General features: G+C 65.4%; 27 protein-coding genes and 1 tRNA gene. 6 read left to right on the top strand and 22 right to left on the bottom strand.

Going from position 1 to position 26,999, the window contains the following annotated elements; translation table 11 throughout:
* Window positions 1–34 precede the first annotated feature (34 nt).
* The 4 genes from RXV90_RS01260 to rplM form a co-directional block, all read right to left on the bottom strand.
* Window positions 35–880, bottom strand: coding sequence for an SDR family NAD(P)-dependent oxidoreductase (locus tag RXV90_RS01260; protein ID WP_316646411.1), 846 nt, complete (start codon window positions 878–880; stop codon window positions 35–37).
* Between the two features lie 91 nt (window positions 881–971).
* The gene (locus RXV90_RS01265) at window positions 972–1,256 is read right to left on the bottom strand and encodes a DUF4342 domain-containing protein (RefSeq protein WP_316646412.1); all 285 of its coding nucleotides are present in this window, start codon (window positions 1,254–1,256) and stop codon (window positions 972–974) included.
* Window positions 1,257–1,421: 165 nt separating this feature from the next.
* On the bottom strand, window positions 1,422–1,919 hold the full coding sequence (rpsI, locus tag RXV90_RS01270; RefSeq protein ID WP_316646413.1) for a 30S ribosomal protein S9: 498 nt from the start codon (window positions 1,917–1,919) through the stop codon (window positions 1,422–1,424).
* 5 nt (window positions 1,920–1,924) lie between these two features.
* A complete protein-coding gene (rplM, locus tag RXV90_RS01275) occupies window positions 1,925–2,383 on the bottom strand; it encodes a 50S ribosomal protein L13 (protein WP_316646414.1) in 459 nt (152 codons plus the stop codon).
* A 258-nt stretch (window positions 2,384–2,641) separates the two neighbouring features.
* Between rplM and RXV90_RS01280 the strand changes: the two genes are divergently transcribed.
* A complete protein-coding gene (locus RXV90_RS01280; RefSeq protein WP_316646415.1) occupies window positions 2,642–2,800 on the top strand; it encodes a hypothetical protein in 159 nt (52 codons plus the stop codon).
* On the opposite strand, the gene RXV90_RS01285 is transcribed toward RXV90_RS01280, so the two are convergent.
* The gene (locus tag RXV90_RS01285) at window positions 2,797–3,222 is read right to left on the bottom strand and encodes a PaaI family thioesterase (RefSeq protein ID WP_316646416.1); all 426 of its coding nucleotides are present in this window, start codon (window positions 3,220–3,222) and stop codon (window positions 2,797–2,799) included. The two genes, RXV90_RS01280 and RXV90_RS01285, sit on opposite strands and share 4 nt — an antisense overlap.
* 57 nt (window positions 3,223–3,279) lie before the next feature.
* Between RXV90_RS01285 and RXV90_RS01290 the strand changes: the two genes are divergently transcribed.
* Window positions 3,280–3,693, top strand: coding sequence for a DUF1801 domain-containing protein (locus tag RXV90_RS01290; protein WP_316646417.1), 414 nt, complete (start codon window positions 3,280–3,282; stop codon window positions 3,691–3,693).
* Between the two features lie 10 nt (window positions 3,694–3,703).
* Here RXV90_RS01290 and RXV90_RS01295 read toward each other — a convergent pair whose 3' ends face one another.
* The 4 genes from RXV90_RS01295 to hemA all read right to left on the bottom strand — a co-directional run bounded on the left by RXV90_RS01295 (window position 3,704) and on the right by hemA (window position 8,721).
* On the bottom strand, window positions 3,704–4,873 hold the full coding sequence (locus tag RXV90_RS01295; RefSeq protein WP_316646418.1) for a mandelate racemase/muconate lactonizing enzyme family protein: 1,170 nt from the start codon (window positions 4,871–4,873) through the stop codon (window positions 3,704–3,706).
* 10 nt (window positions 4,874–4,883) lie between these two features.
* Window positions 4,884–6,005, bottom strand: a complete 1,122-nt coding sequence (gene ispG / locus RXV90_RS01300) for a flavodoxin-dependent (E)-4-hydroxy-3-methylbut-2-enyl-diphosphate synthase (RefSeq protein WP_316646419.1) — start codon at window positions 6,003–6,005, stop codon at window positions 4,884–4,886.
* Between the two features lie 80 nt (window positions 6,006–6,085).
* Window positions 6,086–7,393, bottom strand: a complete 1,308-nt coding sequence (locus tag RXV90_RS01305; protein WP_316646420.1) for a helix-turn-helix domain-containing protein — start codon at window positions 7,391–7,393, stop codon at window positions 6,086–6,088.
* A gap of 104 nt (window positions 7,394–7,497) precedes the next feature.
* Window positions 7,498–8,721, bottom strand: a complete 1,224-nt coding sequence (hemA, locus tag RXV90_RS01310; protein ID WP_316646421.1) for a 5-aminolevulinate synthase — start codon at window positions 8,719–8,721, stop codon at window positions 7,498–7,500.
* A gap of 206 nt (window positions 8,722–8,927) precedes the next feature.
* Here hemA and RXV90_RS01315 point away from each other — a divergent pair, with 206 nt between their 5' ends.
* Complete coding sequence (locus tag RXV90_RS01315; protein ID WP_316646422.1) at window positions 8,928–10,304, top strand: dipeptidase; 1,377 nt, start codon at window positions 8,928–8,930, stop codon at window positions 10,302–10,304.
* 77 nt (window positions 10,305–10,381) lie between these two features.
* On the opposite strand, the gene RXV90_RS01320 is transcribed toward RXV90_RS01315, so the two are convergent.
* The 5 genes from RXV90_RS01320 to RXV90_RS01340 all read right to left on the bottom strand — a co-directional run bounded on the left by RXV90_RS01320 (window position 10,382) and on the right by RXV90_RS01340 (window position 14,988).
* Window positions 10,382–11,236, bottom strand: a complete 855-nt coding sequence (locus tag RXV90_RS01320) for an alpha/beta fold hydrolase (RefSeq protein WP_316646423.1) — start codon at window positions 11,234–11,236, stop codon at window positions 10,382–10,384.
* Window positions 11,237–11,367: 131 nt separating this feature from the next.
* Window positions 11,368–11,444: transfer RNA gene (locus tag RXV90_RS01325), tRNA-Asp, on the bottom strand.
* A gap of 158 nt (window positions 11,445–11,602) precedes the next feature.
* Window positions 11,603–12,580, bottom strand: coding sequence for a DMT family transporter (locus RXV90_RS01330; RefSeq protein WP_316646424.1), 978 nt, complete (start codon window positions 12,578–12,580; stop codon window positions 11,603–11,605).
* On the bottom strand, window positions 12,577–13,980 hold the full coding sequence (locus tag RXV90_RS01335) for a sulfatase-like hydrolase/transferase (protein ID WP_316646425.1): 1,404 nt from the start codon (window positions 13,978–13,980) through the stop codon (window positions 12,577–12,579). Before RXV90_RS01335 ends, RXV90_RS01330 begins: the two co-directional genes overlap by 4 nt.
* Before the next feature lie 69 nt (window positions 13,981–14,049).
* On the bottom strand, window positions 14,050–14,988 hold the full coding sequence (locus RXV90_RS01340; RefSeq protein WP_316646426.1) for a pirin family protein: 939 nt from the start codon (window positions 14,986–14,988) through the stop codon (window positions 14,050–14,052).
* Window positions 14,989–15,144: 156 nt separating this feature from the next.
* Here RXV90_RS01340 and RXV90_RS01345 point away from each other — a divergent pair, with 156 nt between their 5' ends.
* The 3 genes from RXV90_RS01345 to RXV90_RS01355 are packed head-to-tail and all read left to right on the top strand — an operon-like array spanning window position 15,145 to window position 18,179.
* Window positions 15,145–15,435 (top strand): putative quinol monooxygenase, encoded by a 291-nt coding sequence (locus tag RXV90_RS01345; protein WP_316646427.1) that lies wholly within the window; start codon window positions 15,145–15,147, stop codon window positions 15,433–15,435.
* A gap of 11 nt (window positions 15,436–15,446) precedes the next feature.
* Window positions 15,447–16,811: a phosphohexomutase domain-containing protein gene (locus RXV90_RS01350; RefSeq protein WP_316646428.1), complete on the top strand. Its 1,365-nt coding sequence runs from the start codon at window positions 15,447–15,449 to the stop codon at window positions 16,809–16,811.
* Window positions 16,812–16,853: 42 nt separating this feature from the next.
* Window positions 16,854–18,179 (top strand): aspartate aminotransferase family protein, encoded by a 1,326-nt coding sequence (locus RXV90_RS01355; RefSeq protein WP_316646429.1) that lies wholly within the window; start codon window positions 16,854–16,856, stop codon window positions 18,177–18,179.
* Window positions 18,180–18,242: 63 nt separating this feature from the next.
* On the opposite strand, the gene xylB is transcribed toward RXV90_RS01355, so the two are convergent.
* From xylB to RXV90_RS01395, 8 genes are all read right to left on the bottom strand, one after another.
* Window positions 18,243–19,676, bottom strand: a complete 1,434-nt coding sequence (gene xylB / locus RXV90_RS01360) for a xylulokinase (RefSeq protein ID WP_316646430.1) — start codon at window positions 19,674–19,676, stop codon at window positions 18,243–18,245.
* A complete protein-coding gene (locus RXV90_RS01365) occupies window positions 19,676–21,313 on the bottom strand; it encodes a dihydroxyacetone kinase subunit DhaK (RefSeq protein WP_316646431.1) in 1,638 nt (545 codons plus the stop codon). The genes xylB and RXV90_RS01365 overlap by 1 nt, the downstream gene beginning before the upstream one ends.
* 12 nt (window positions 21,314–21,325) lie before the next feature.
* Complete coding sequence (locus RXV90_RS01370; protein ID WP_316646432.1) at window positions 21,326–22,324, bottom strand: ABC transporter ATP-binding protein; 999 nt, start codon at window positions 22,322–22,324, stop codon at window positions 21,326–21,328.
* Entirely contained in the window at window positions 22,317–23,411 is a 1,095-nt protein-coding gene (locus RXV90_RS01375) for an ABC transporter ATP-binding protein (RefSeq protein ID WP_316646433.1), read from the bottom strand. Before RXV90_RS01375 ends, RXV90_RS01370 begins: the two co-directional genes overlap by 8 nt.
* Window positions 23,411–23,605 (bottom strand): hypothetical protein, encoded by a 195-nt coding sequence (locus tag RXV90_RS01380; protein ID WP_316646434.1) that lies wholly within the window; start codon window positions 23,603–23,605, stop codon window positions 23,411–23,413. Before RXV90_RS01380 ends, RXV90_RS01375 begins: the two co-directional genes overlap by 1 nt.
* The gene (locus RXV90_RS01385; protein ID WP_316646435.1) at window positions 23,602–24,540 is read right to left on the bottom strand and encodes a carbohydrate ABC transporter permease; all 939 of its coding nucleotides are present in this window, start codon (window positions 24,538–24,540) and stop codon (window positions 23,602–23,604) included. Before RXV90_RS01385 ends, RXV90_RS01380 begins: the two co-directional genes overlap by 4 nt.
* 76 nt (window positions 24,541–24,616) lie before the next feature.
* Window positions 24,617–25,564, bottom strand: coding sequence for a carbohydrate ABC transporter permease (locus tag RXV90_RS01390; RefSeq protein ID WP_316646436.1), 948 nt, complete (start codon window positions 25,562–25,564; stop codon window positions 24,617–24,619).
* An 87-nt stretch (window positions 25,565–25,651) separates the two neighbouring features.
* Window positions 25,652–26,971, bottom strand: a complete 1,320-nt coding sequence (locus RXV90_RS01395; protein WP_316646437.1) for an ABC transporter substrate-binding protein — start codon at window positions 26,969–26,971, stop codon at window positions 25,652–25,654.
* Between the last annotated feature and the right edge of the window lie 28 nt (window positions 26,972–26,999).

Raw genomic sequence — 26,999 nt, forward strand, 5'->3', positions numbered from 1 at the left:
GCCAATCCTTTCGGGGCTTCGGAGACAAGGCGCGCTAGCCATCGCCGGCCACGAAGCGGTCGAAGGCATCGGCCCAGTCCGGGTGCCAGCGCGACAGGGCGGGCCGGTTTTCGATAATGTCGCCGATGGCCCAGGCCATGCGCTTTTCATCCAGGTCGCGCGGCACGTCGTTGTCGGGGCAGAGAATGTAGAAATCGCCCGCCGCGAGGCTGTCGAGCATGAAATCGGCGGTCTGGCCCGGCGTCCAGGCGCTGTCGGGCTTTTCGGTGCGGCCGCGGCTCGTGAGCCCGGTAAAGACGAAGCCCGGGATCAGGAGATGGGCCGTCACCTGATTGCCGTCGGTATTGCGAAGTTCGTAGGCCACCGCTTCGGTGAAGGTTTTGACGCCGGATTTCGAGACATTGTAGGCAGGATCGCCCGGCGGCGTGGTGATGCCCTGTTTCGACCCCGAACAGATGATCGCGCCGGGGCGGCCGCGGGAGGCCATGCGCGGGCCGAAGGCCTGTACGGTGTTGATGATGCCCCAGAGGTTGACGCCGATGGTCGCATCCCAGGCCGCCGGATCGCCGAAGAGGCTGCTGCCCGGCTGGATGCCGGCGTTTGCCAGAAGGATATCGGTGCCGCCCCAGCGTTCGGCGATCTCGACCTCAAGCTCGGCGAGCGCGGTGCGGTCGCGGACATCGACGCGGCGGGCCAGCGTATCCCCTGCCCCTTCGGCGGCGAGATCGGCGCGCGCGGCCTCGAGTGCGGCGTCGTTCTGATCGATCAGGGCGACGCGCATGCCCGCGCGCGCGAAGCGCGAAGCCGCCGCACGGCCGATGCCGGAGGCGCCACCTGTGATGACGGCCACGTTGGAAGGGGCGATGGCGGGATGGGGCATGGCGATGTCTTTCGTCAAAGGAAGTGCTGTCGCCGGGCAGCCTAGGGGGTTTGGGCGGACCGGTACAGGTTTCCCGCTCCGCCCGGTGTCATCAGCTGTCTGCCGGGGTTTCCTCGACCTCGCGGATGATCTCGATCCTGACCCGGCTGACCAGTGCCGCGATCGCGCCGATGGCGGCAAGCGCCGGGGCTGCGAGGACGACGGCGCCGCCGGCGATGGCGCCCACGGTGAGCGGAATGTCGACGGCGACATCCCCGTCGGGTTCGATGATGCGCAGGCGCTTCACACGGCTTTCGCTGGCCAGTTCCTTGACCTTGTCGATCAACCGGTTTCCGTCGACTTCAATTTTTTCGGTGGTTTCGGTGGTGTCGGTCACGATCACCCTCCTCTCAAGATGTTAACGAATCTCGTGGGCGGGAGGATGGCCGGTTTTTCGGGGCAGTGATTGATAACGGTCAAGGTGCGGAACGTGCCGGGGGGATGCCGCAAAGAAAAAGGCCCGCCGCGCGGGCGGGCCCTTTCGTAATCTCGGGATGCCGGATCAGCGCTTGGAGAACTGGAAGCTCTTCCGCGCCTTGGCCTTGCCGTATTTCTTCCGTTCCACGACGCGGCTGTCGCGGGTCAGGAAGCCGGCGGCCTTGAGCGCCCCGCGCAGCGAGGGATCGTAAAGCTGAAGCGCTTTCGAGATGCCGTGCTTGACCGCGCCGGCCTGGCCCGAAAGGCCGCCGCCCTTGACGGTCGCCATGACATCGAATTCACCATCGACACCGGCCACTTCAAACGGCTGACGCAGGATCATCTGCAGCACGGGCCGCGCGAAGTAGGTGTCAATCGGCTTGCCGTTCACGGTGACGACGCCCGAACCCGGCTTGATCCAGACGCGGGCCACCGCGTCCTTCCGCTTGCCGGTTGCATAGGAGCGGCCCAGGTCGTCGCGCTGGGGCTCGCGGTTGATGGTCGGCTCTGCGACCGCCTCTGCCGCGGCGTCGCCGCCGACAGCCTCTTTGAGGTCTTCGAGGGAATTGACTTGATCGGCCACGTGCTTCAGCTCCGCGTGTTTTTGGAATTCATCGACTTGACGTCGAGCACTTCGGGGCTCTGCGCCTCGTGCGGATGATCCGCACCGGCATAGACCCTGAGGTTCGTCATCTGCTTGCGCGACAGGCGGTTGCCCGGCAGCATCCGCTTCACGGCCTGTGTGACGACACGCTCGGGATGCGCACCCTCGAGGATTTCGCCCGTGGTGCGGCTTTTGATGCCGCCCGGGTAGCCCGTGTGCCAGTAGTTCGGCTTCTCGCGCTTGTTGCCGGTGAGCTGAACCTTGTCGGCGTTGATGACGATCACGTTATCGCCCATATCCATGTGCGGGGTGAACGTCGCTTTATGCTTGCCGCGAAGGCGGGTCGCCACGATAGCGGCAAGGCGGCCCAGAACGACGCCTTCGGCATCGATCAGGATCCATTTCTTGTCGATATCCGCAGGCGTTGCGGTAAAAGTCTTCATTGGTTGTCCTCTTCGAACGCGCAAGCCGCAGGAGGGATCCTGCGGCGAGTACGGGATTGCAGTGTTCTAAGCATTGCGCGGGATTGGTCAAGGCGTGTTTTTCTTAATAAATAGTTTTATTTCAGGGGTTTAAAAATAAGGTATTATTTTACCCCAAGAATATCCGAATTTTTTCGGCTTTGTGATCTGGTTCGCAGAACGATCCACCCCGCCACGGTAACTTCCTTCATGTGTTTTGACGATTGTGCGGAGTTTCCGATGGCGACCACCCTCTTCCTGATTTTCACGGCCCTTGGCATGGTGAGCGCGGCACTTGTGCTGAACGTGTCGGGCATGCCGTTCCTCGTCGCCGGCGGCGCGCTTGCGATGCTGTTCGTCGGGCTTGTCGTCGCCGAGATCCGCGACGCCGCCGCCTAACTCGCGTTCGGGGGTATCGCGTAGGTGAGGCTGGCTCGCGCGACGATATCGTCGCTGCCCTCGGAGCGGATCAGCACATCCCCCACCGCGAGGCGCCGCCCGAGCTTCAGAAGGCGCCCCTCTCCCAGAAGATCCCGACCCGCGGCCGGTTTCCGCATGAAATCAATGGCGCAGTTCGTCGTCACCGCAAGCGCCACCGGCCCGATCCGGGACAGGATCGCCAGATAGATCGAGACATCCGCCAGCGCGAAGATCGTGGGGCCCGAAACGGTGCCGCCCGGGCGCAGGTGCCTCTCTGCCACGCGGTGGCGGATCACGATGCGGCCGGGGGCCAGGCTTTCCACCGAGAAATCCTCGCAGACCTGCGGGAATTCCGCCGCAAGGAAGGCGTGCAGATCGTCGGGTGTCATCTTGAGGTCCATGCTTCCTCCACCGTCATTCGGGACTTAGAGTTCGCTGAACCCGGCGGGGAGGACAAGATGAAAGCCCATGTGAGGGACGCCGAGGCCTATGTCGCTGCGATCGAGCCGGAGCGGCGGCGGGAGGAGGCCGTGACGCTTGATGCGCTGTTCCGGGACGTGACCGGGTTTCAGCCGAAGTTATGGTCGGGCCGGATGATCGGGTACGGGGAATACGCCTATTCCTACAAGTCGGGGCGGACCGGGCGGTGGCTCGCCACCGGCTTTGCCGCCGCGCCGCGACAGATCACAATTTACATCATGCCCGGTTACACGAGCTTTCCGGAGATCATGGGCCGGATCGGGCCGCACAAGATGGGCAAGTCATGCCTTTATATCGCGCGGCTGGAGGCGATCGACGAGGGTGCGTTACGGGAACTGATCCGTGCCGGGCTTGACGATCTGGCGACGCGCTGGCCGGTCGAGCCGACCTGAGCGCCCTCGCTCAGGTCGCCGTCGCCTCGCGCATGCAGTCGATGAGCGCCTGTTTGTGTTCGAACCCGATGCCCGGGGCGTCGGGAAGGCCCACACGGCCGTTTTCGACCCGAATCTCGTCGGCGAAGCCGCCGAAGGGCGCGAAAACCTCCGGATAGCTTTCGTTGCCGCCGAGCTTGAGACCGGCAGCGATGTTAAGCGAAAGCTGGTGGCCGCCATGGGGGATCACGTTGCGGGTCGTGAATCCGTAATCGGGCAGAAGCGCCAGTGTGCGGAGATATTCGACGAGGCCATAGGACAGCGCGCAATCGAATTGCAGCCAGTCGCGATCGGGGCGCATGCCACCGTGGCGCAGGAGGTTGCGGGCATCCTGATGGCTGAAGAGGTTTTCGCCCGTGGCCATGGGGCCATCGTAGTGGTTGGCGAGTTCGGCCTGCAGGGCATAGTCGAGCGGATCGCCCGCCTCTTCGTACCAGAAGAGATCGTAGGGGGCCAAAGCCTTGGCATAGGCGATGGCGGTATCGAGATCGAAGCGACCGTTGGCGTCGACGGCGAGGCACCTGCCCTCGCCCACGATTTCGAGCACCGCCTCGATCCGGCGGCGATCTTCGTCGATCGACGCGCCGCCGATCTTCATTTTCACGACCTCGTAGCCCATGTCGCGGTAGCGGCGCATTTCGTCCTGCAACTGCCGGTCGTCCTTGCTGGGGTAGTAGTAGCCACCCGCGGCATAGACGAAGACGCTGTCGTCATGGCTGCCGTCGCCTTCGGTGTCGGCGAGGTAGCGGTAGAGGGGGACGCCGGCGATCTTGGCGACCGCATCCCAGATCGCCATGTCGATCACGCCGACCGCGACGGAGCGTTCGCCATGCCCGCCGGGCTTTTCGTTCGCCATCAGCGTGGCCCAGACCTTGCGGGGATCGAGGTTATCGCCCGCGTCGGTGAGGAGGGAGGCGGGATCGGCCTCGCGCAGCCGGGGCATGAAGCGTTCGTTCAGGAGGCCCGAGGCGGCGTAGCGGCCGTTCGAGTTGAAGCCGTAGCCCACCACCGGCTTGCCGTCGCGAATGACATCGGTGACGACCGCGACCACCGAGGCCGTCATCTTGGAGAAATCGATATAGGCGTTGCGGATAGGGCTTGAGATCGGAACGACGCCGTCCCGGATGTCTGTGATGCGCATTTTCGGGCCTTTATTCGGCGGCTTCGCGGGTGGCCTCGATCTCGGCCGCTTTCTTTTCCACCTGCTCGACGATGTGTTCGACCATTTCGTCATTCGAGAGTTTGTGGCTTTGCTTGCCGGCGAGATAGACCATGCCGGAGCCCGCCCCGCCACCGGTGAAGCCGACATCCGTCATCAGGGCCTCGCCCGGCCCGTTCACCACGCAGCCGATGATCGAGAGCGACATGGGCGTCTTGATGTGTTCCAGGCGCTTTTCGAGGGTTTCGACCGTCTTGATGACGTCGAAGCCCTGCCGCGCGCAGGATGGACATGAGATGATGTTGACGCCGCGGTGGCGGAGGCCGAGGGATTTCAGGATCTCGAAGCCGACCTTCACCTCTTCCACCGGATCGGCAGAGAGCGAGACCCGGATCGTATCGCCGATGCCCATCCAGAGGAGATTGCCGAGGCCGATGGCGGATTTGATCGTGCCGGAGACAAGGCCGCCCGCCTCGGTGATGCCAAGATGGATCGGGGCATCGGTGGCTTCGCTGAGCGCCTGGTAGGCGGCGGCGGCGAGGAAGACGTCGGACGCCTTGCAGGAGATCTTGAATTCGAAGAAATCGTTGTCTTCGAGGATTTTGATGTGGTCGAGGCCGCTTTCGACCATCGCCTCGGGGCACGGTTCTCCGTATTTTTCCAGAAGGTGCTTTTCGAGGCTGCCCGCGTTGACGCCAATGCGGATGGCGCAGCCGTGATCCTTCGCGGCACGGATGACCTCGCGAACCCGATCTTCGGAACCGATATTGCCCGGGTTGATCCTGAGGCAGGCCGCGCCCGCCTCAGCCGCCTCGATGGCGCGTTTGTAGTGGAAGTGGATGTCGGCGACGATCGGCACGGGGCTTTCGCGGACGATTTCGGCGAGCGCTTTCGTCGATGCCTCGTCGGGCGTGGAGACGCGGACGATATCTGCGCCCGCCTCCGCCGCCGCCTGGACCTGGGCGATGGTGGCGGCCACATCCGTTGTGGCGGTGTTCGTCATGGTCTGGACGGAGATCGGGGCATCGCCGCCGACGGGGACGTTGCCCACCATGATCCGGCGGGATACGCGCCTGTCGATATTGCGCCAGGGGCGGACGGGGTTGTGGGTCATCGCGTCAGTCGGGCCTTCACTCGGTCAGTTGAGGCCAATCTAGGGGATGGCCCGCGCCGCGACAATGCGCACCTCTGCCGCTACTGGACGGGTTCTGGGGACTGGGCCTCGGCCACCGCCACGAAGCGGGCGAGATCGGCGTCGGCCTCGGGATCGGCGAGCGCGTAGGTCTGCGGCAGCACGGTGGCGGACAGGGCGACGTCGCGCACGACCGAGGCGCCATCGCCGGCGGGCCCGAAAGTCTGATCCCCCACGGTGAAGTAGAGTGAACCCGCGTTGCCGGCGCGCAGGCTGTGGGCCTCTTCCGTCTGGGGAAGGACGAAGCGTTCGCCGGCGTCGAGGATCTTTTCGAAGATCACGGTGCCGTCAGACGAGCGCACGCGCACCCAGGAGGGCCGCACGGCGAAGAGCGCGACCTCGGGCGGGCCCGATTCGCTGACCTGGACCGGCGTTGCGGCCGCGAGTGCGGTGTCGATTTCTTCGGGTAGCGGGCTGGCGCCCGTCACGCTGGAGGGTAGGAAGGACGGTGCCGCGCCAGCGAGTTCAGTCCGCTCGGACGGCGGGCGGGGCGGATCGGTAAAGACGCCGAGCGAGCCCGGTTCGATGGTGGCGATCGGGCCGTCGCGGGCGACCAGTACCGGAACGTCGAGGGCCTGGGGCCGGTAGAGACGATCGAAAGCCTCGGGCGTTGGCGGCGACAGCGCCGCGATATCGGTAGACGGGTTTTCCTCTTCCCCGGTTTCCACCGCCGGATCGGGCAGCGGCGCCACGGGATCGAGCTGTGACAGGACACCCGGGGTTTCGTCGATCGGCGTGAACTGAACCTTCTGCACTTCCTGCAGAACCGACCAGCCGCCGTACCCGATGGCCGCGACGAGGGCGAGAAGCACCGCGACCGAGCCGACCGCGCCAGGCTCGATATTGGAGAAACGCGCCTCTCCCGAGGGAATGTAGGAAACCGAGGGCTGCTTGAAAGGATCGCGAATCCCCGGCGATTTCGACTGCGGGGCCTTGCCGTCCTTCGCCTTGCCGCCCCTGCCGGTTTTCCCGGTCTTGCCCGAGGGCTGAACGAGGCCCGCCTGGCTTTCGAAGGCGCCTTCTTCGCAGAAAGTCTGGAAGGCCCATTCAGGATCGAGCCCGAGATAGCGCGCATAGGAACGGACGTAGCCCGCGACAAAGCCCGGCGATTCGAAGGCCGAGGGATCGGCGTTTTCGATCGCGGCGATGTAAGTCGCCTTGATTTTAAGGTCGCGTTGTACATCGAGAAGGGATTTTCCGAGCGTCGCACGCTCCCCGCGCATGACGTCGCCAAGGCGCACGTCAAAGTCGTCGAACCCCTTCATGGATTCGAACGCGGATGCATCCGGCGTCCCGTCACGCCTTTTCATGCATTCTGCCCCTTTACTCGCTTGTCTCCGACATACAGCAGAATCGTCGGAGGCGTAACGTCCTCACCTTAACACACGCCAAAAAAATCGCACCTGTGGTGGGGTTAGGCGGAAAGGTCGGCACGATTGAGCGCACAATGGGACCAAAGTTGGTCCATCGCACGCACGAGAGCCTCGATTTCACGCGGTCCGTGAACCGGCGACGGGGTGAAACGAAGCCGTTCCGTCCCACGGGGCACTGTGGGGAAATTGATCGGCTGGACGTAGATGCCGTGATCTTCGAGCAGCATATCCGACAGAAGTTTCGTATGAACCGGATCGCCCACGATCACCGGCACGATATGCGAGCCGTGGTCGATCAGCGGAAGGCCGAGGCCCTTGAGGCGGGTCTTCAGGATCTTCGCCTGGGTCTGATGCTGGTCGCGCAAGGTCTGATCCGACTTGAGGTGGCGGACTGAGGCCGCCGCCCCCGCCGCGACCGCGGGCGGCAGCGAGGTGGTGAAGATGAATCCCGGCGCGTAAGAGCGGATGGCATCGCACATTTTCGCGCTGGCCGCGATATAGCCGCCCATCACGCCATAAGCCTTGGCTAGGGTGCCGTTGATGATGTCGATCCGGCCCATGAGACCGTCACGCTCGGCCACGCCTGCGCCGCGGGGGCCATACATGCCGACGGCGTGCACTTCGTCGATATAGGTGAGCGCGCCGAATTCATCGGCGAGATCGCAGATCGCCTCGATCGGCCCGAAATCGCCATCCATCGAGTAGATCGATTCGAAGGCGATGAGTTTCGGAGCCGCCGGATCGTCGGCTTCGAGCATCTCGCGCAGGTGACCCAGATCGTTGTGGCGGAAGATTCGCTTCTGCCCGCCGTTGCGGCGGATGCCCTCGATCATCGAGGCGTGGTTGAGCGCGTCGGAATAGATGATGAGGCCCGGAAAGAGCTTTGGCAGGGTCGAGAGCGTCGCGTCGTTCGCGATATAGGCCGAGGTGAAGAGAAGGGCCGCTTCCTTGCAGTGCAGATCCGCCAGCTCTGCCTCGAGACGCTTGTGATAGACCGTGGTGCCCGAGATGTTGCGCGTGCCGCCCGACCCCGCACCGGTGGCATCGAGGGCCTCGTGCATTGCCGCGAGGACAACCGGGTGCTGGCCCATGCCGAGGTAATCGTTCCCGCACCAGACCGTGACAGGCCGTTCGGTGCCGTCGGGACGGCGCCAGACCGCATGCGGAAAGTTGCCCTTGCGGCGCTCGATATCGATGAAGGTGCGATACCGCCCTTCGTCGTGCAGCGCCTTGAGCGCCCGATCCAACTCTGCGGTGTAGTCCACCGTCTGACTCCCTTCCTATTCACGTTTTTCTATATGTTTCGAGTCGAGATAACAACCGCGGAGATAAGGTGCCCTGACATAGATCAATTCACATTCGTCCGACTATGACCATCTGCCCGCCCTGCCCCTGTTTTGCGTGCTGTATGGACAGGACGGAGGCGGCTGATAGGGTCCGCCGCGAGAGGTGACAGGCAGGAGGCAGCGAGATGGCTTTGGAACAGGTATTGCAGCGGATCGACAGCGATCGCGATGCGGCGCTGGAGCGGTTGCTGGCGCTCTTGCGCATCCCGTCGATCTCGACCGATCCGGCCTTTGCGGGCGATGTCGACCGGGCCGCGGACTGGCTGGTCGACGATCTGAGATCGCTGGGTGCATCGGTGGAGAAACACGCCACGCCCCGGCACCCGATGGTCACCGGCCAGATCGGCGAGGGCGCGCCGCACCTTCTGTTCTACGGGCATTACGACGTGCAGCCGGTCGATCCCCTGAACCTCTGGACGCGGGACCCGTTCGATCCGGCCGTGGAAGACACCCCGAACGGCCCCGTGATTCGGGGTCGCGGCACGAGCGACGACAAGGGGCAGCTGATGACCTTCGTCGAGGCCTGCCGCGCGTGGATCGCCGCACATGGCGCCCTGCCCTGCAGGATCTCGTTCCTGTTCGAGGGCGAGGAAGAGATCGGATCGCCGTCGCTGGTGCCGTTCATGGAAGGGCACAGGGAGATGCTGACCGCGGATCTCGCGCTGATCTGCGACACGGGCATGTTCGATCCCGAGACGCCGGCGATCACGACGATGCTGCGCGGGCTTATGGGTGAGGAACTGATCATCCGGGGGCCCGACCGCGACCTGCATTCGGGGATGTATGGCGGGGCGGCGCGAAACCCGATCCAGGTTCTGGCAAAGATCCTTGCCGCGCTTCATGACGAGACGGGACGTATCACCGTCCCCGGCTTCTATGACGGGGTAACCGAACTTCCCGAAGAGATTCGCGCGCAGTGGGAGGCGCTTGGCTTCGACGGAGAGGGGTATCTCGGTGCCGTCGGGCTGTCGGAACCGGCGGGCGAGGCCGGGCGGTCGGTGCTGGAACAGATCTGGGCGCGCCCGACCTGCGAGATCAACGGGATCAGCGGCGGCTATACCGGCGAAGGCTTCAAGACCGTGCTGCCGGCGGAAGCGCGCGCGAAAGTGAGTTTCCGGCTGGTCGGCACGCAGGATCCCCATGCGATCCGCAAGAGTTTTCGCGCGATGGTCGAGGGGATGCTGCCCCCCGATTGCACGGTCGAGTTCATCGGGCACAGCACGGGAACGGCGAGCGTGATGCCGACGGATGACCCGGCTTTCGAGGCCGCGCGCAAGGCGCTGTCGGACGAATGGCCGCGCGAGGCCGCCTTCGCGGGGTCGGGCGGATCGATCCCGATTGCCGGGCATTTCGAGCGGATCCTGGGGATGCCATCGATGCTGATCGGGTTCAGCCGCGAGGATGACGGGCTGCACTCACCGAACGAGAAGTACGACCTGGAGGCGTTTCAGAAGGGCACGCGGAGCTGGGCGCGGGTGCTGGCGGCGCTTTCGCAAGGCTGAGGGTATGGAGGGGGCGCTGCCCCCGCCTGCCTCCGGTCGGCCCCACTGGAGTATTGCGGCCAGAATGAAGGGCCGCCTCACGTGACGCTGTCGAGGAACTCGCGCAAGGCGGCGCCGGTGTCATCGGGGTGCTGATCGACGAAGAAATGGCCGCCCGGCATGGCGCGCGCCGTCATCGAGGTGAGGCGCGGGACCCAGGTGGCGGGCACGTCGTAGAGGCGCGCCATGGCACCGTCTTCCCCGTAGAGAACGAAGCTTGGCAGATCGAGCGTGCGGAGGCCTTCGGCGCGATCCATCGGCCAGTCGACATCGAAGACGGCGCGGTAATCCGCCGTCATGGCGCGGATCGCGTCGGGGGTGCGCCACGCGGCGCGATAGGCCTCGAGATCGGGGAACTGGGAAAGCTCGGCGCTGCCCCAGCCGAGAAGGCAGCTTTCGTAGAAGGCATCGGGATCGGCCGCGATCATGGATTCGGGGAGCGGCGCGGGCTGGGCAAGGAACGTCCAGTGATAATAGGCGCGGCCGACCTCGGCCGACCATGTGTCGAGCAGGTGATCGGTGGGCACGATATCCATGAGCGTGAGGCTGAGGAGCCGGCCCGGATGATCGCGCGCGAGGCGATAGGCGACGCGGGCACCGCGATCGTGCCCGACGAGGTGGAAGCGGTCGTGCCCGAGGCCGCTCATCAGTGCCGCCATGTCGGCCGCCATGGCGCGGAAGCTGTAGGTATCGGGCCGATCGGCGGCGGGCTTGGGCGAGGCGCCATAGCCACGGAGATCGGCGGTGACGCAAGTGTAGCCCGGCACGAGATGCGGCAGCACGCGGCGCCACATGGCGCGGGTCTGGGGGAAGCCGTGAAGGAGGAGTACGGGGGCACCGTCCCCGGCTGTGTCGTAGGCCGGTTCGATCAGGGCGATGTCGTCTTGGGTCATGGGGCGGGATCCAGGGCGGTGCGTCAGGGGCAGGCTAGCGGGCGGCGGAAGAGATAGGAATGGCCGTTCGGAGAGGGCCGGACACGAAAAGGCCCCGCGCAGTGCGGGGCCCGTTCGATTCCTGAGGTCAGTGGCGCGGTTGACGGGGCTCGAACCCGCGACCCCCGGCGTGACAGGCCGGTACTCTAACCAACTGAGCTACAACCGCCGACTGCCTGGACCCCGATCAGTGATCGGGTGTGTCGGGGGTTCTAGGGCCGCCATGCTGGGACGTCAAGCGCGATCGCGCCTGCCGGGGGCGGTTTTTGTGCGGTCCGCCGAGCGGCATGCGTTTCCCGCGGCGAGGCCGCGCGGTCGGGTGATCCTTCAGCGCAGCGGGCCCTTTGGCGGCGGGTTGCCGAGGCGGCGTTCGCGCAGGACGACGAAGATGCCCGCGCCCGCGATCAGGACGATGCCCAGAAGCGTCTCGGGGCCCGGGATATCGTCGAAGAACAGCACCCCCCAGAGCACGGCGAGCGGAAGCGCGGTGTATTCGAAGGGCGCGATCGTAGCCGGATCGGAGATGCGATAGGCCTGCGCGATGGCGTAGCCCACGACCGCGATGAAGAGACCGATCGATACGAGGAGCAGCCAGTCGGAGGGGCCGGGCCAGATCCAGGGCCGCAGGAGGAAGAGGAGGCTTGGGTTGTCGAGCCCCTCTGCATAGCGGCCATCGCCAGCGATGAAGCCAAAGCCGAGCCCGACAAGGATGAACGTGCCCTGCACGTAGAAGGCCATGGCCGAGGCGGCGCTTTTCGCGCCAAGCAATCGGGTGAGGACCTGCATGAGCGCATAGCAGGAGGCCGCCGCGAGCGGCAGAAGGAGCGCCCAGAGCGGCAAGTTTCCTGCCCCGCCCGCAATCCCCGGCCCGAGAATGACGAGCACACCGAGAAAGCCCGCGAGCACGGCCAGGATGCGGCGAGGGCCGACCTGGACCCGCAGGATCGGGATCTGGAGGAGCGTGATCAGGATCGGCGCCACGAAGAAGAGCGCGTTGGCTTCGGCAAGGGGAAGCGTGGCGAGGGCCGCGAAATAGAAGAGGTTCGCACCAACGAGGAGAAGCGCCCGGAAGGCATGGAGCCAGGGGCGATCGGTGCGGAGGATGCGGAACCCGCCTTCCCAGCGGATGAAGACCATGGTCAGCACGATCGCGACCATGGACCGGATGAGAACGATCTGGTGCAGGGGAAAGCGATCGCTCAGCCCCTTGATCAGCATGTCGTTGATCGAGATCAGGACCATCGCGAGGATAAGCAGGAGGATCCCGCGGCTCTGCGCCGTGTCGGTCTGGTCGAGCGCCGTCATGGGGTGGGCGTGTGGTTGAAGGTGGGCGCGGTGCGCAGCGACTCTGCCCCTCCCAGGTCTTCGATCCGGCGGCGCTGGTCGGCGAAGGCGCGCGTGTTGACGGCGTCGGGATCACAGATCTGCATGAGGCGGGCGAGCCCGTCGGATCGGTTGGCGGCATGAGACGGATCGGCGCCGAGATCTCTCAGTTCGTCAGGATCGTCGGCGAGGTTGAAGAGCTGCGGGGATTGTCCCGGATAGTGAACGTATTTCCATTCCGACCAGCGGACCATGAAGGCCGCCGTGGTGGAGCCGCCGTCGTGGTATTCTGAGAAGACCGTGCGGTCGGGATCGCAGGGTGCCGATGCGAGGGTGCGGAGATCGGCCCCTTGCCCTTCGCCGGGTTCGAGGCCCGCCGCGGCCCGCAAGGTGGGCGCAATATCGAGAAGCGAAGCCGGGGTGGCGCAGGTCGCGCCTTGCAGGACACCCGGGCCGGCGATGACGAGGGGAACGCCGGCGGAGGCCTCGTACATCACCTGCTTGGTCCAGAACCCGTGATCCCCCAGCATTTCGCCGTGGTCCGATGTGTAGAGGATCAGCGTATCGTCTCTCTGCCCGGACGCATCGAGGGCCGCGAGGATCCGGCCCACCGCGCGATCCATGAAGGTGACGAGGGCGTAGTAGGCCGCGCGGGCGGCGCGGGCCGTGGCGTCGTCGAAATGGGCGCCGTAGTTGAAGAAACCTTCGATGGCGCGGAGTTCGGGGTGATCGGGCAGCGTGCCGACAGGGGGATCGAGCGTGTCGGGATCGTAGAGGGCGAGGCACTCCTCAGGCGCTATCAGGGGGTAATGCGGGCTGACGAGGGAGACGAAAGCGCACCACGGCGTGTCGTGACGTTCGGGGGCGGCAAGCCAGGCCGTCGCGGCTTCGGTGATCCGTCGGTCGTAATCGGTGTAATCGCTCGGTCCCACGCCGACATCCGCGGCAAGTTCCGCGGCGCCTGTATAGGGCGGCGGGTCGTCGCGGAGGAGGCCGACCGTCCAGCCGTTGCCAATGACATGCATCGGCAGGATCTGTTCCGAAAACCCCGTATCGTCGGTGGCATTGCGAAAGTGCAGCTTGCCTATGGAGGTAACCTCCAGACCGCTGTCGCGCAGATCGTGCATCCAGCTTCGGGGCTGGCCCGCATAGGGCGTTGCGCTGTCCCAGTGACCGATGGCATGGACGGGCCGGCCGGTGGCGAGCGCAGCGCGGGCCGGCACGCACATCGGAGAGGGTGTGTAGGTGTTCAGAAAGCGGGTGCCAGCGCCGCAGAGCGCATCGAGATGGGGCGTCTTTACATGGGAGTGCCCGGCCGCACCCATCGCATCGCGCCGGTGTTCGTCCGAAATCAGGACGAGGATATTGCGCGGTTGCGTCATGCTTTAGGGGTGGCGCGGACGGGCGGCCAGGTCTTGCCTGCCCGCGACATCGGATGCCGTTTCGGGGCGTCAACGTCCGGGGAGCGGGATGAACTCTGCACCGTCCCCGACAGGAAGGGAAAAGCGGCCCTGCCCCCAGTCTTCGCGGCGCCAGGCTTCTTTCGCCTCTTCGATGCGTTCCTTCGAGGATGCCACGAAGTTCCACCAGATGTAACGCGGGCCTTCGAGGGTTTCACCGCCGAGAAGCATGAGGCGGGCCCCGGTTTCGCCCGCCGTGACGGAGACCCGGTCGCCGGGACGGAAAACCATCATCTGGCCGGCCTCGTACATCTGGCCCGCAATGTTAACGCTGCCTTCGACAACATAGGCGCCGCGATCCTCGTGATCGTCCGGCAGAGGGAGCTTCGCTCCCGGAGCGAGGATCGCGTCGGCGTAGAACATTTCGGAGGCCACCGCGACCGGCGCGGTCTCGCCATAGGCGCGGCCGAGGATCAGGCGCACTTCCTTGCCCTCGCCGTCCATCCGGGGAAGTGCGCTGGCCGGGGCATGCTGGAACGCGGGCGCGCGGTCTTCGTGATCCTTCGGCAGGGCGACCCAGGTTTGGATACCGAAGAAGGGCATCGGATCGGTCTGCGTCGCGTCGTCGGTGCGTTCGGAATGGGTGATGCCGTTGCCCGCGACCATCCAGTTCACCGCGCCAGGTTCGATCCAGCTGTCGGTGCCGAGGCTGTCGCGATGGTGCATCCGGCCGCGGTAGAGATAGGAGATCGTCGCAAGCCCGATATGGGGATGCGGGCGCACGTCGAGGCCACGGGAGGGCAGAAGCTCTGGCGGGCCCATCTGGTCGAAGAAGATAAAGGGGCCCACCATCTGGCGGCGCGGGGCAGGAAGTGCTCGGCGCACTTCGAAGCCGCCGATATCGCGGGCGCGGGGGATAATGACGGTTTCGACGGCATTGACCGCGTCGCCGGTGGGGCAATGGGGATCCAGGGCGGGGTTCCAGCTCATGTGTCGAAATCTCCGGCTCGGGTGATGCTTCAATAGATATACCCTTGGGCCGATTTCTTCATTGGCGCTTTTTGCACAGAACCCGTTCTGCGATGCGAGGCTTGACCTTTCGCTGCGCGGGGGATGTGTAGGAGTATGGGGCTGGAGGAGGCCAGGATGTACGTCGTGCTCGTCGCGTTCGAGATTGTCGAAGGGGCCGTGGACGCATTCATGGAACAGATGGTGCGGCAGGCGGAAACTTCGCTTCGCGAAGAGCCGGGGTGTTTGCAGTTCGACGTCTGCGTGGGCGAGACGGATCCGGAGCAGGTTCTGCTTTACGAGATCTATGCGGACCGGGCGGCGTTCGAGGCGCATCTGAACGCGCCCCACTTCGCGGCGTTCGACCAGGCTGTTGCGCCGCTTGTCGCCTCGAAAACCGTAGGGACCTTTCACCGGGTCGAGACATAGGAGCGGCGGCGATGGCACCGAAATTCGGCACAAGCGGGCTTCGGGGGCTGGTGAGCGAACTCACCGATCCCCTCTGCGCGGGATATACGGAGGCGTTTCTGGCGACCACCGTAATGGATGGAACCGTCCTGATCGGCCGCGATCTGCGCGCCTCGTCGGGGAGAATCGCCGCCGCCGTGGCAGGGGCCGTCGCGGCGCGGGGGTTGAGGGCGCTTGATTGCGGGGTGTTGCCGACACCGGCCCTGGCGATGGCCGCCGCCGCGAAGGGAACCGCGGCAGTCATGGTGACGGGAAGCCATATTCCGGACGACCGGAACGGGCTGAAGTTCTACACCGCCGATGGCGAGATCACGAAGGCGGACGAGACGGCGATCTCTGCGGGTTTCGCCCCGCTCGACTGCGGGCCCGGGGCGCTTGAGCCCCATGCCGCCGCCCTCCCCGCCTACCGCGCGCGATACGGGGCCTTCTTCGGGCCTGATGCGCTTCGGGGCATGACGCTCGGGCTTTATGAGCATTCCTCGGCGGCACGGGAGGTCTTGGGCGATATCCTGAGCGATCTCGGGGCCGAAGTGGTGCGGCTTGGACGGTCGGAACAGTTCATCCCCGTCGATACCGAGGCCGTCGAGCCCGGGATGCGGGCGCGGCTGGCCGAATGGGCGGGCGCGCACGGGCTTGACGCGATCGTCTCGACCGATGGTGACGGGGACCGTCCGATGGTGACCGATGCGGAGGGGCGGATCGTGCCGGGTGACCGGCTGGGTCCGCTGACGGCGCTCTGGCTTGACGCCGATACGGTGGTGACGCCGGTTTCCGCGAATTCCTGCGTCGATCTGATGGACCGGTTCAAGGTGATACGGACCGCGATCGGGTCACCTTTCGTCATTGCCGGGATCGAGGGGACGACAGGCGGCAAGCCCGTGGGCTACGAGCCGAATGGCGGCTTTCTGACCGGGTTCGAAGCGGTGCGGGAAGACCGGAGCCTACCCGCCCTGATGACGCGGGACAGCGTGCTGCCGATCGTCGCCCCGCTGGCCATGGCGCGGGCGGAGGGCCTGAGCCTTGCCGATCTGGTCGCGCGGCTGCCCGCGCGCTTCACTGCCGCCGATCGCCTGCAGGGCATCGAGAGCGCTGTGTCCGGGCCATTCGTCGCCGCGCTCGACCCCGGGGCAAGCGGGCTGTTCGAAGGGCTTGGGCCAGTCGCGGACGTGGACCGGACCGACGGGTTGAGGGTGACGTTCGGCAGCGGACGGATCGCCCATCTGCGGCCGTCGGGGAACGCGCCCGAGTTCAGGGTCTATTCAGAGGCGGAGAGCCCGGAAGCTACAGAAGAGATCTTGCAGGGCGTCATGAAGCGTGTATCGGACGCGCTGAGCTGACGGCACTTTGCCAAGCGCACCGGCATAGGTAGGATGGGCGGCATGAGCCACGTTTTTCCAAGAAGTTGTCACAGCACCATCCCCACTGCGGTTGCGGGGGACGGGTGTTACCTCATCGACAAGACCGGCAAGCGATATTTCGATGCCTCGGGAGGGGCTGCCGTATCCTGCCTGGGCCATTCGAATACCCGTGTGCGCGAGGCGGCCAAGGCACAGATCGACACGCTGGCCTTCGCACATACAGGGTTCTTCACCAGCGAACCGGCGGAGGCGCTGGCCGATCTTCTGATATCGAAGGCGCCCGAGGGGATCGAGCGCGTATACCTCGTTTCCGGCGGTTCGGAGGCGACGGAAGCGGCGATCAAGCTGGCGCGGCAGTATTTCCTTGAGATCGGTGAAACCGAACGGCGGCACCTGATCGCGCGGCGGCAGAGCTATCACGGCAACACGCTGGGCGCGCTCGCCGCCGGCGGCAACGCCTGGCGGCGGCAGCAATTCGCGCCGCTTCTGATCGATGTGAGCCATATCGCGCCTTGCTATGAATATGCCGAACGCGGCGAGGCGGAGAGCCTCGAAGCCTACGGGCAGCGTGTGGCGGACGAGCTGGAGGCGGAGATCCTGCGGCTTGGGCCCGAGACCGTTATGGCCTTCATGGCGGAGCCGGTCGTGGGCGCGACGCTGGGCGCGGTGCCGGCGGTCGAGGGGTATTTCCCGCGCATTCGCGAAATCTGCGACCGATACGGGGTTCTTCTGATCCTCGATGAGGTGATGTGCGGCATGGGCCGGACGGGGCATCTTTTCGCCTGCGAACATGATGCGGTGCGGCCCGATATCCTGTGTATCGCAAAGGGCCTTGGCGCGGGGTATCAGCCGGTGGGCGCGATGATGTGCTCAGCCAAGATCTATGATGCGCTGGCGACTGGATCGGGGTTCTTTCAGCACGGGCATACCTATCTGGGGCATCCGGTGGCGGCCGCGACAGGGCTTGCGGTGGTCAGCGAGATCCTCGAACGGGAGCTGGTGCCCCAGGTGCGGGAGCGCGGCGAGACCCTTGCCGCCGCACTGCACGACCGGCTGGGCCAGCATCCCCATGTGGGTGACCTGAGAGGCCGGGGCCTGTTCCGTGGCGTCGAGATCGTCGAGGACAGGGACAAAAAGACGCCGTTCGAGCCGGGCCGGAAGCTTGCCGCGAAGATCAAGGCGGCAGCCCTCGAGGCGGGGCTGATCTGTTACCCGATGCCCGGCACGCGAGACGGTCGGGTCGGCGACCACGTTCTTCTCGCGCCGCCCTTCATCATGACACCGGACGATGCCGGATTGATTGCCGATCGCCTGGGCGGCGCGATCGAGACGGCCTTGCGGGCCTGAGAGGGGGCTCTGCCCCCGCCTCCCTCCGGTCGGCCCCCCGGGATATTTCCGGCCACATGAAGCCTATGGGGGCGCGAGCCGCGTGCGGAGATCCACGTAGCGGGCGTGGGCCGTATCGAACGCATCGCCCAGGACGGGATCGGGATCGACCGTTTCGGCGATGGCGGGCGGTGCGGCGATATCAGCCCCTGCCCCGGTCGCGGCCATGAGCCCGAGGCGCGCGGCGCCGAAAGCCGCGCCGAAATCGCCGGCCGCGGGCAGATCGACTGGCACGCCGAGGGCCGTGGCGATGGCAGCGCACCAGTAGCGCGAACGGGAGCCGCCCCCCACCGCTGTCAGCCGGTCGATCCGGGTTCCGGTGGCTGCGAGGGCGTCGCGGCAGTCGCGCAGCGCGAAGGTGACGCCCTCGAGGACGGCGCGGGTGACCGCCTGCCGGTCGGTCGCGTGTTCGAGGCCGGAGAAGGCGCCGCGGATGGCGGCGTCGTTGAGCGGCGTGCGTTCGCCGCCGAGATAGGGCAGGAACGTCGCCGTTCCGGGCGCTTCGAGGGGCCCTAGGCCCCGGGTCAGCGTATCGGCGCTGTCGCCCGCGATCCGCGCCCACCAGTTCAGCGCGTCGGTGGCCGCGAGGATCACGCCCATCTGGTGCCAGCGCCCTGGAAGCGCGTGGCAGAAGGTGTGCACCGCAGTTGCGGGATCGGGGCTGTAGCCTTCGGTGGCCGCGAAGAGAACACCCGAGGTGCCGAGGGAGACGAAGGCCTCGCCGGCGCGCACGACGCCGACGCCGATGGCGGAGGCCGCGTTGTCACCGCCGCCGCCCGCCACCGGGGTGCCGGCAGGCAGGCCGAAACTGTCTTCAAGTGCCGGCCGGATGCCGCCGGAGATATCAGAGCCTTCGACAAGGCGGGGCATGTGATCGCGGGTGAGGCAGGTGGCTTCGAGGAGCGGATCGGACCAGTCGCGCGCACCGGTGTCGAGCCAGCTTGTACCGGCGGCATCGGACATGTCCGATACCGCCTCGCCTGTCAGGTAGAGGCGGAGGTAATCCTTCGGCAGGAGAACGCGGCGGAGGGCCCGGGCCGTCTCCGGCTCCTGCGCCGCGACCCAGGCGACCTTCGGGGCGGTGAAGCCGGGGAAGACGATGTTTCCGGTGATTTTTCGGAAGGCCGGATCGGCATCCATCGCCGCCGCTTCCGCATGGGCCCGCGTGTCATTCCAGAGGATGCAGGGGCGGAGCGGCCTGTCGGCCGTGTCGAGAAGGGTCGCACCATGCATCTGGCCCGACAGGCCGATGCCGCGCACGGCGGCGAGCCGGTCGCGTCCCAGGGCCGCGAGAACGGCGTCACAGGCGCGGATCCAGGCGCCCGGATCCTGTTCGGACCAGCCCGGATGGGGCCGGCTGACCTCGAGCGGTGCGGATTCGGAGGCGATGACCTCCTGATCCTCGCCGACGAGGAGCGCTTTCAGCCCCGAGGTGCCGAGATCGAGCCCGAGATACACTAGCCCACGGCCTCTGCCCCGGCGGCGATCTGTTCGAAGAGGCGGGCGACCGCTTCGGCGCCGGGATCGTTATGGCCCGCAAGCTTTTCCGCCGAAATGTAAGTGGCGCGGCCGGCCTTGGCCTGGGTGATGGCCGCGGTGGCCTCGGCGCCCTTGCGGGCGGCGGCGGCGGCAGCGTCGAGCCCTTGCGGCAGCGCCTCGAGCGCGGGGAAGAGCGCGTCGATCATGGTGCGGTCGCCCGGGCGGGCGCCGCCTACCTGCTGGATCCGGTCGAGCCCGGCCTTCAGCGCGCCGACCCCGTCCTGACCGCTGGCCGAAGCATCGCCCGCCGCGGCGAAGAAGATCGCGAGGAGGACGCCGGAGGAGCCGCCCATGGTCTGCGACAGTTCCTGCCCGATAGCGCGGTAGAGCTGCGTCAGATCGGCGAGCGGCAGGTTATCGAGCGCGTCCAGAAGGGCGCGGGCAGCGGTGGCCAGCGTTGAGCCGGTATCGCCATCGCCCGACTTGGCGTCGAGCGCGTTGAGATCGGCCTCGGCGGCGATCAGGATCGCACAGCACTGCTTGATGAAGGCCGCCATTTCGGGGTTCTTCGACGGCGTGGGCTTGATCGGGGCAAGGCCGTCGGGAAGCGAGAGGACGTTCACTTCCCCGACCGTCAGGCAGCCGGGCCAGGCCCAGGGCGACACGGGGGCGAGGAGCGCCGTTTCATCGGCCTTGGAAACCGGAAGGAGCGAGACGGAAAACCCCTGCATGTCGAGCGATGTCATCATCGGCGCGGGGCCTACGAGCCAGCGGATCTGGTCACCGAGGCGGGAGCGCGCGAGTTCTTCCGCGAGGACGGCCATTTCGAGGGGCGTGGCGCTGCCGAGGTTGTTGAGAAGCGCAACATGGGGGCCGGGGCCTATATTCGGTGCAAGCCGGTCGATCACCATCTCCATCGCTTCGCGGGCGCCCTTGAAATCGACCTGTTCGACGCCCGCTTCGCCATGGATACCGAGACCAAGCTCGGCCTTCCCAGCTTCGATCCGATCTTCCTTGGGCGAGCCCGGCACGGTGCAGGTATCAAGCGACATGCCGATCGAGACGACGCCCTTGATGACGCGGTTCGCGGCCTCGGTCACCGCGTCAAGATCGGCGCCCTGATCGGCGAGCGCGCCGGCGATCTTGTGGACGAACAGTGTGCCCGCCACGCCCCGGGCCTGCGGCAGATCCGGGAGCGCGACATCGTCGTCGACCACCACCATGTTGACCTTGAGGCCGAAAGCGCGGGCACGCTCGGCGGCGAGGCCGAAATTCAGCCGGTCGCCGGTGTAGTTCTTGACGATCAGAAGGCAGCCTGCCTCGCCGGTCACCGCGAGGATTCCGGCCAGCACCGCGTCGACCGAAGGCGAGGCGAAGACATCGCCGCAGACAGCCGCCGTCAGCATCCCCTGCCCCACGAAGCCCGCATGGCTGGGCTCGTGCCCGGAGCCGCCGCCCGAGACGAGCGCGACCTTCGATTTGTCCCAGTCCGTGCGGACCACGACCTTGATATGGGGATATCCGTCCAGGCGCGCCAGGCGGCCCCCGGCGGTGCGCAGGGTGCCGTCGATGGCTTCGGTGACGAGCGTGTCCTTGGTGTTGATGAACTGCTTCATGGGACGTCCTCCTCAGGCGACGCGGGCGCCGCTTCCGTCGAACCAGAGTGGGTTCTTTGGTTCTATGGCGACGGTGTCGCCGGTTTTGAGCGTTGTGTGTACATCGGTGAGCGTGATGATGTCGTGGCCCTCGAGCGTCAGGTGCAGGCGGGTCTGATCGCCGAGATGCTCTATGCGGGTGACGCTGGCAGGTTTGCCGCCGCCGCCCTGGGCGATGTGTTCCGGGCGAAGGCCGATGCTGCTGGCGCCCGCAGGCGCGCCGCCGAAGAGACCCGCGGGAAGGACGTTGATGCGCGGAATCCCCAGGCGCGAGGCGACATATAGGCTGACGGGGTTTTCGTAGATCTCGCGCGGGGTGCCGAACTGCACGAGGCGCCCGTTGTCGAGCACGCCGACATGGGTGGCCATGGTCATGGCTTCGATCTGGTCATGGGTCACATAAAGGAGCGTGGCGCCGAGATCGGCCTGGATCCGTTTCAGTTCCACCCGAAGCTCGGCGCGGAGTTTCGCATCGAGGGAGGAGAGCGGTTCGTCCATCAGGTAGATGTTTGGGCTCCGAACAAGGGCGCGGCCGATCGAGACGCGCTGCATCTCGCCGCCGGAAAGCTCGGTCGCCTTGTTGTCGAGCTTGTGAGGGATGCGAAGCACCTCCGCCACCTCGGCAACCCGCCGCGCGATCTCGTCCTCCGGGGTCTTGAGGATCGGGGAGCGCAGCGGGAAGGCGAGATTGTCGCGCACGCTCATATGCGGGTAGAGCGAGTATTGCTGGAAGACCATTGCGACGTTGCGCTGGGCCGGGGTTTCTCCGATGACCGGGCGGCCGGCGATCAGGATATCGCCGGAATCTGGCTTCTCCAGCCCGGAAATCAGCCTGAGCGTCGTTGTCTTGCCCGCGCCTGTCGGGCCGAGGAGAACGACGAACGCGCCGTCGGGCACCTCCATCGTCATGTCGTTCACCGCGATATCCTTGCGGAATGCCTTGGTGACGCCTTTGAGGACAACTTCAGCCATGGAACACATCCTCGTTCATGGCCGAGCGCAGGGCCTTGCCCGTTTCGCGGCTGAACAGCGTGACGGTCCTGCCGTTGAATTCGAGCCCGACCTTGTCGCCGCGCCGGGCGGGCTGATCTGAGCCGATCCGGGCCTTGATCTCGCCCGCGGGCGTGTCGACGGTGACGATCTGTGTAGTACCGAGGTATTCGGCGGCGCGCACCTCTCCCCTGTAGGGGGCCGCATCGGAAAGGCGGACATGTTCGGGGCGGACGCCGAAGACGATCTCTCCCGATGCGCCTTCGCGCATCTCGGGGATGGCAGCGCGCACATCGCCCAGCATCACGTGATCGGCACCGGGGGCGACTGTACCGCGCGCGTCGAGGAAGTTCATTGCCGGCGAGCCGATGAAATCGGCCACGAACATGGTGGCGGGTTTGTCGTAGATATCCTGCGGGGTGCCGAACTGTTCGATCACGCCGTGGTTCATCACCACGATCTTGTCGCCCATCTGCATCGCCTCGAGCTGATCGTGGGTGACGTAGACGGTGGTGGCGCCCATGCGGTCGTGGAGCGCGCGGAGTTCTTCGGCCATGTGTTCGCGGAACTCGGCGTCGAGGGCGCCCAGAGGCTCGTCCATCATGAAGGCCTTGGGTTCGCGCACGATGGCGCGGCCGAGGGCCACGCGCTGACGGTCGCCGCCCGAGAGGCCACCCACGGGTTTTTCGAGAATGTCCTCGATCCCGAGGATGCGCGCGACCTCGGCCACCTTGGCCTTGACCTGCGCACGCGGCAGGCCCTGGCTGACCAGCGGATACGAGATGTTCCGCCGCACGTTCATATGCGGGTAGAGCGCGAACATCTGGAAGACGAAGGCGATGTCGCGCTCGGTCGCGGGTTTCTGGCTGACCTCCTCGCCGTCGATCAGGATATCGCCCGAAGTGGGAAGCTCGAGCCCCGCGATCATCCTGAGCGTCGTCGTCTTGCCGCAGCCCGATGGGCCGAGAAGCATAAAGAACTCCCCGTCCTCGATGGTGAAGGAGGAGGATTGCACCGCGGTGAAATCGCCGAATTCCTTGCGGAGGTTGCGGATCACGATCTCGGCCATCAGTCATCCTCCGGGAAGTGGCTGACGACGATGAACATGACCGTGCCGACGAGCGTCGTGATGAAGGAATAGGTGTAGGCCCAGATCACGAAGGGCTGCATCAGCATGAAGACGCCGATCGCGATCAGGATCGAGGCAACCATCTCCCAGGGGCCGCGGCGGAAGCGGGCAAGGCCGTTGAGGAACCGGGTCATTTGCGCACCGCTCCGAAGGTGATGCCCCTGAGGAGGTGTTTCCGAAGCAATACGGTGAAGACGACGACCGGGATCAGGAAGAGCGTCGCACCCGCCGCCACCGCCGGCCAGTCGAGCCCGCCGATGCCGATGATCGTGGGGATGAAGGGAGGTGCCGTCTGGGCGGTGCCCGAAGTCAGCAGCACGGCGAAGGCATATTCGTTCCAGGCGAAGATCAGGCAGAAGATCGCGGTCGAGGCGATGCCGGTGGCGGCCTGCGGCAGGACAACCTTCATGAAGGCCTGGAAGCGGGTGTAGCCGTCGATGAGTGCCGCCTCTTCGTATTCCCGGGGGATCCCGTCAATGAAGGATTTCATAAGCCAGACCGCGAGCGAAATGTTCACCGCCGTGTAGAGGAGGATCATGCCCAGATGCGTATCCGACAGCCCCAGTTCGCGATACATGAGGAAGATCGGGATCGCCACCGCGATAGGCGGCATCATCCGCGTCGACAGGATGAAGAACAGAAGATCATCGGCCAAGGGTATTCGGAAGCGCGAGAAAGCGTAGGCCGCAAGCGTGCCGAGAAAGACCGACAGAAAGGTCGAGCCGAAGCCGATGATGACGGAGTTCAGGAAGCGTTCGCCGAATTTCGAGGGGCCGACGATCACCATGTCGTACTTTCGCACGATCTCGTCCGCCCAGTTCTGCGGCGGGTTCGCTTCGAGGAATTCCTGAGTCTGACGCGTCCGGGTGGTGAAAAGATTGACGTAACCTTCGAGCGTTGGCTCGAACACCACCTTGGGCGGATAGCTGATCGCATCGGAGGGAGACTTGAACCCTGTGATCCCAATCCAGACGAGCGGGATCATCGTGATCAACGCGTAGAGTATGACAAGCGTGCCCGCGATCCATTTCTGCGCGGCAGAGGGTTCGGTGATCGAATAGCTGCTCATGCGCCCCACCCAGAAGCTTCGGCGAACATGCCCGTCTTCATTTTGGCAAAAATACTCACTGTCGTCCCGCCCATGTTCAGCGCTCCTTCACCCGGTTGAGCGCCTTCACGTAGATCGAGGCCAGCCCGAAGACGGTGACGAACAGGATGATCGCATAGGCCGATGCATAGCCCGTGCGCCACTTCTCGAACGCCTCGCGCTTGAGGTTTATCGACGTGAGTTCCGTGATCGATCCCGGCCCCCCGCCGGTGAGTTGCACGACGAGATCGAACATCTTGAAATTCTCGATCCCGCGGAAGAGGACGGCGAGCATCAGGAAGGGCAGCACCATCGGCACGGTGATCGTCCAGAATTGCCGCCAGGGCGAGGCGCGGTCGATCGCCGCCGCCTCGTAGATGTAATCGGGGATGCTTCGAAGCCCGGCGAGGCAGATCAGCATGACAAAAGGCGTCCACATCCAGGTGTCGACGATGACGATGGCCCAGGGGGCTAGCGTGACAGAGCCGATCATTTCGAACGACGACGCCTCTGCCCCGGTGAACCAGGTGACGATGTAATTGAAGAGGCCGATCTGCGGCTGGTAGAGGAACGTCCAGAAATTGCCGACCACCGCCGGCGACAGCATCATCGGCAGGACGATGATCGTGGTCCAGAGATCGTTGCCCTTGAACTTCCGGTTGATGAGCCAGGCCAGCGTGAAGCCGATCAGCACCTGGAAGAAGATCGTCCAGAACAGGAAATGCGCCGTGGCCTGCATCGTCAGCCAGATATCGCTGTCCGTCAGGATTCGCTCGTAGTTTCTGAGCCCGATCCATTCGACTTCGCGGTTCGGCCGGTTGGCGCGGTAATTGGTGAAGCTGAGCCGGATCGTCCAGATCAGCGGAAAGATGTTGATGGCGAGCAGAAGGAAGATCGTGGGTGCCACGAAGATCCAGGCGATCGCCCGATCCGACAGGCCGCGGATGCGGGTCGCCACGGGGGTCGGCGTCGCACGGGCGGCGCGGTTTGCGATGCTGTCGGTCATGGCACGATCCCTCTGCCGGCAGGGGCGCAACGGACGCGCCCCTGCCGCAGGTCAGTCATGCGGGCGGGTGACCCCGCCCGACGATGCTCAGAGCTTGCCTTCGTCTTCGAAGACTTCCGTCCAGTCCTCGATCAGCTTGTCGAGCGCTTCCTGCGCCGTGCCCTGATCGGCCACGATGTAATCGTGCAGGCGCTTCTGCATGGCGAGAAGCAGTTCGGCATAGGCCGGCTCCTGCCAGAAGTCCTGCACCCCGTCCATCGCGACGAGAAAGTCGCCGGCGAAGGGCTGGCTGTCGGGGAAGCCCGGGTCGTTCAGCACGGAGTTGTGCGCCGAGTAGCCGCCAAGCTCCCACCATTTCGCCTGCACATCGGGCTGGGCGAACCACTTGATATATTCAAGCGCGGCGTCCTGCTTGTCGGAATAGGCGACCACCGAAATCCCCTGCCCACCCAGCGTCGAGGCGGCCACATTCTGCGGCGGGTTGACGAAGAAATCGATCTTGTCGCCGCCGATATCGGGATCGGCATAAAGGCCCGGGAAGAAGGCGAACCAGTTCATCGCCATGGCCACCTGGCCGGATTTGAAGGCATCCAGGCTTTCGCCCATGTAGCTGTCGGTATAGCCCGGCGGCGTGCAGCACTCGTAGAGTTCCTTGTAGAACTCGAGCGCCTCGACGGCCTCGGGCGAGTTCACCGCGCCTTCCATGTCGTAGGAGCCGGGTTCGTTTTCGTACTTGAAGCCCCAGGCATAAAGCGCGCCGGTGGCCCCCATGGTGATGCCTTCTGAGCCGCGCTCCGTGAAGATCGACACGCCGTAGCGGGTTTGCCCGTCGATCTCGCGCTCCTGGAAGAACTTGGCGATCTGCATGAGTTCGCGCTGGGATTGCGGTTCGCGCAGATCCTCGCCCGTCTCGGCCTTGTAGGCGGCCATGATGTCGGGATTGGTGAACCAGTCCTTGCGGTAGAACCAGCCGTTCGCATCGCCCATGGCCGGCAGCGCATAGTAGTTCGGCGACCCCTTGGGCCAGGTCGAATAAGCATAGACCGTGGCCGGGGCGAAATCGTCCATCGAAATGCCTTCGGCATCGAAGAAATCGTTCAGCTTCACGTAATGGCCGTTTTCGGCGCCGCCACCGATCCACTGGCTGTCGCCGATCAGAAGATCGCAAAGCTTGCCGCCAGAATTCAGTTCGTTGAGCATCCGGTCGGCAAAGTTCGGCCAGGGCACGAATTCGAAGTTCATGCTGTGGCCTGACTGGGCCTCGAATTCCTTGGAAAGTTCCACAAGCGCGTTCGCCGGGTCCCAGGCTGCCCAGCAGAGCGTCAGATCCTCGGCCTGGGCGCTCGTCGCCATTGCGCCGATGCATCCGGCCAGCGCGGTCGCGGCCAAGAGTTGTGTCGTTCTCATGTCGTCCTCCCTGTTCAGCCGCGCCGGT

Source organism: Ovoidimarina sediminis (genome assembly GCF_032586175.1).
GTDB lineage: Bacteria > Pseudomonadota > Alphaproteobacteria > Rhodobacterales > Rhodobacteraceae > Ovoidimarina > Ovoidimarina sediminis.

Excerpts from the sequence above, each read along its gene's own strand:
- RXV90_RS01260 (WP_316646411.1), bottom strand. The coding sequence starts at position 880 with ATGCCCCATCCCGCCATCGCCCCTTCCAACGTGGCCGTCATCACAGGT.
- rplM (WP_316646414.1), bottom strand. The coding sequence starts at position 2,383 with ATGAAGACTTTTACCGCAACGCCTGCGGATATCGACAAGAAATGGATC.
- RXV90_RS01280 (WP_316646415.1), top strand. The coding sequence starts at position 2,642 with ATGGCGACCACCCTCTTCCTGATTTTCACGGCCCTTGGCATGGTGAGC.
- RXV90_RS01285 (WP_316646416.1), bottom strand. The coding sequence starts at position 3,222 with ATGGACCTCAAGATGACACCCGACGATCTGCACGCCTTCCTTGCGGCG.
- RXV90_RS01290 (WP_316646417.1), top strand. The coding sequence starts at position 3,280 with ATGAAAGCCCATGTGAGGGACGCCGAGGCCTATGTCGCTGCGATCGAG.
- RXV90_RS01295 (WP_316646418.1), bottom strand. The coding sequence starts at position 4,873 with ATGCGCATCACAGACATCCGGGACGGCGTCGTTCCGATCTCAAGCCCT.
- ispG (WP_316646419.1), bottom strand. The coding sequence starts at position 6,005 with ATGACCCACAACCCCGTCCGCCCCTGGCGCAATATCGACAGGCGCGTA.
- RXV90_RS01305 (WP_316646420.1), bottom strand. The coding sequence starts at position 7,393 with ATGAAAAGGCGTGACGGGACGCCGGATGCATCCGCGTTCGAATCCATG.
- RXV90_RS01315 (WP_316646422.1), top strand. The coding sequence starts at position 8,928 with ATGGCTTTGGAACAGGTATTGCAGCGGATCGACAGCGATCGCGATGCG.
- RXV90_RS01320 (WP_316646423.1), bottom strand. The coding sequence starts at position 11,236 with ATGACCCAAGACGACATCGCCCTGATCGAACCGGCCTACGACACAGCC.
- RXV90_RS01330 (WP_316646424.1), bottom strand. The coding sequence starts at position 12,580 with ATGACGGCGCTCGACCAGACCGACACGGCGCAGAGCCGCGGGATCCTC.
- RXV90_RS01335 (WP_316646425.1), bottom strand. The coding sequence starts at position 13,980 with ATGACGCAACCGCGCAATATCCTCGTCCTGATTTCGGACGAACACCGG.
- RXV90_RS01340 (WP_316646426.1), bottom strand. The coding sequence starts at position 14,988 with ATGAGCTGGAACCCCGCCCTGGATCCCCATTGCCCCACCGGCGACGCG.
- RXV90_RS01345 (WP_316646427.1), top strand. The coding sequence starts at position 15,145 with ATGTACGTCGTGCTCGTCGCGTTCGAGATTGTCGAAGGGGCCGTGGAC.
- RXV90_RS01350 (WP_316646428.1), top strand. The coding sequence starts at position 15,447 with ATGGCACCGAAATTCGGCACAAGCGGGCTTCGGGGGCTGGTGAGCGAA.
- RXV90_RS01355 (WP_316646429.1), top strand. The coding sequence starts at position 16,854 with ATGAGCCACGTTTTTCCAAGAAGTTGTCACAGCACCATCCCCACTGCG.
- RXV90_RS01365 (WP_316646431.1), bottom strand. The coding sequence starts at position 21,313 with ATGAAGCAGTTCATCAACACCAAGGACACGCTCGTCACCGAAGCCATC.
- RXV90_RS01370 (WP_316646432.1), bottom strand. The coding sequence starts at position 22,324 with ATGGCTGAAGTTGTCCTCAAAGGCGTCACCAAGGCATTCCGCAAGGAT.
- RXV90_RS01375 (WP_316646433.1), bottom strand. The coding sequence starts at position 23,411 with ATGGCCGAGATCGTGATCCGCAACCTCCGCAAGGAATTCGGCGATTTC.
- RXV90_RS01380 (WP_316646434.1), bottom strand. The coding sequence starts at position 23,605 with ATGACCCGGTTCCTCAACGGCCTTGCCCGCTTCCGCCGCGGCCCCTGG.
- RXV90_RS01385 (WP_316646435.1), bottom strand. The coding sequence starts at position 24,540 with ATGAGCAGCTATTCGATCACCGAACCCTCTGCCGCGCAGAAATGGATC.
- RXV90_RS01390 (WP_316646436.1), bottom strand. The coding sequence starts at position 25,564 with ATGACCGACAGCATCGCAAACCGCGCCGCCCGTGCGACGCCGACCCCC.
- RXV90_RS01395 (WP_316646437.1), bottom strand. The coding sequence starts at position 26,971 with ATGAGAACGACACAACTCTTGGCCGCGACCGCGCTGGCCGGATGCATC.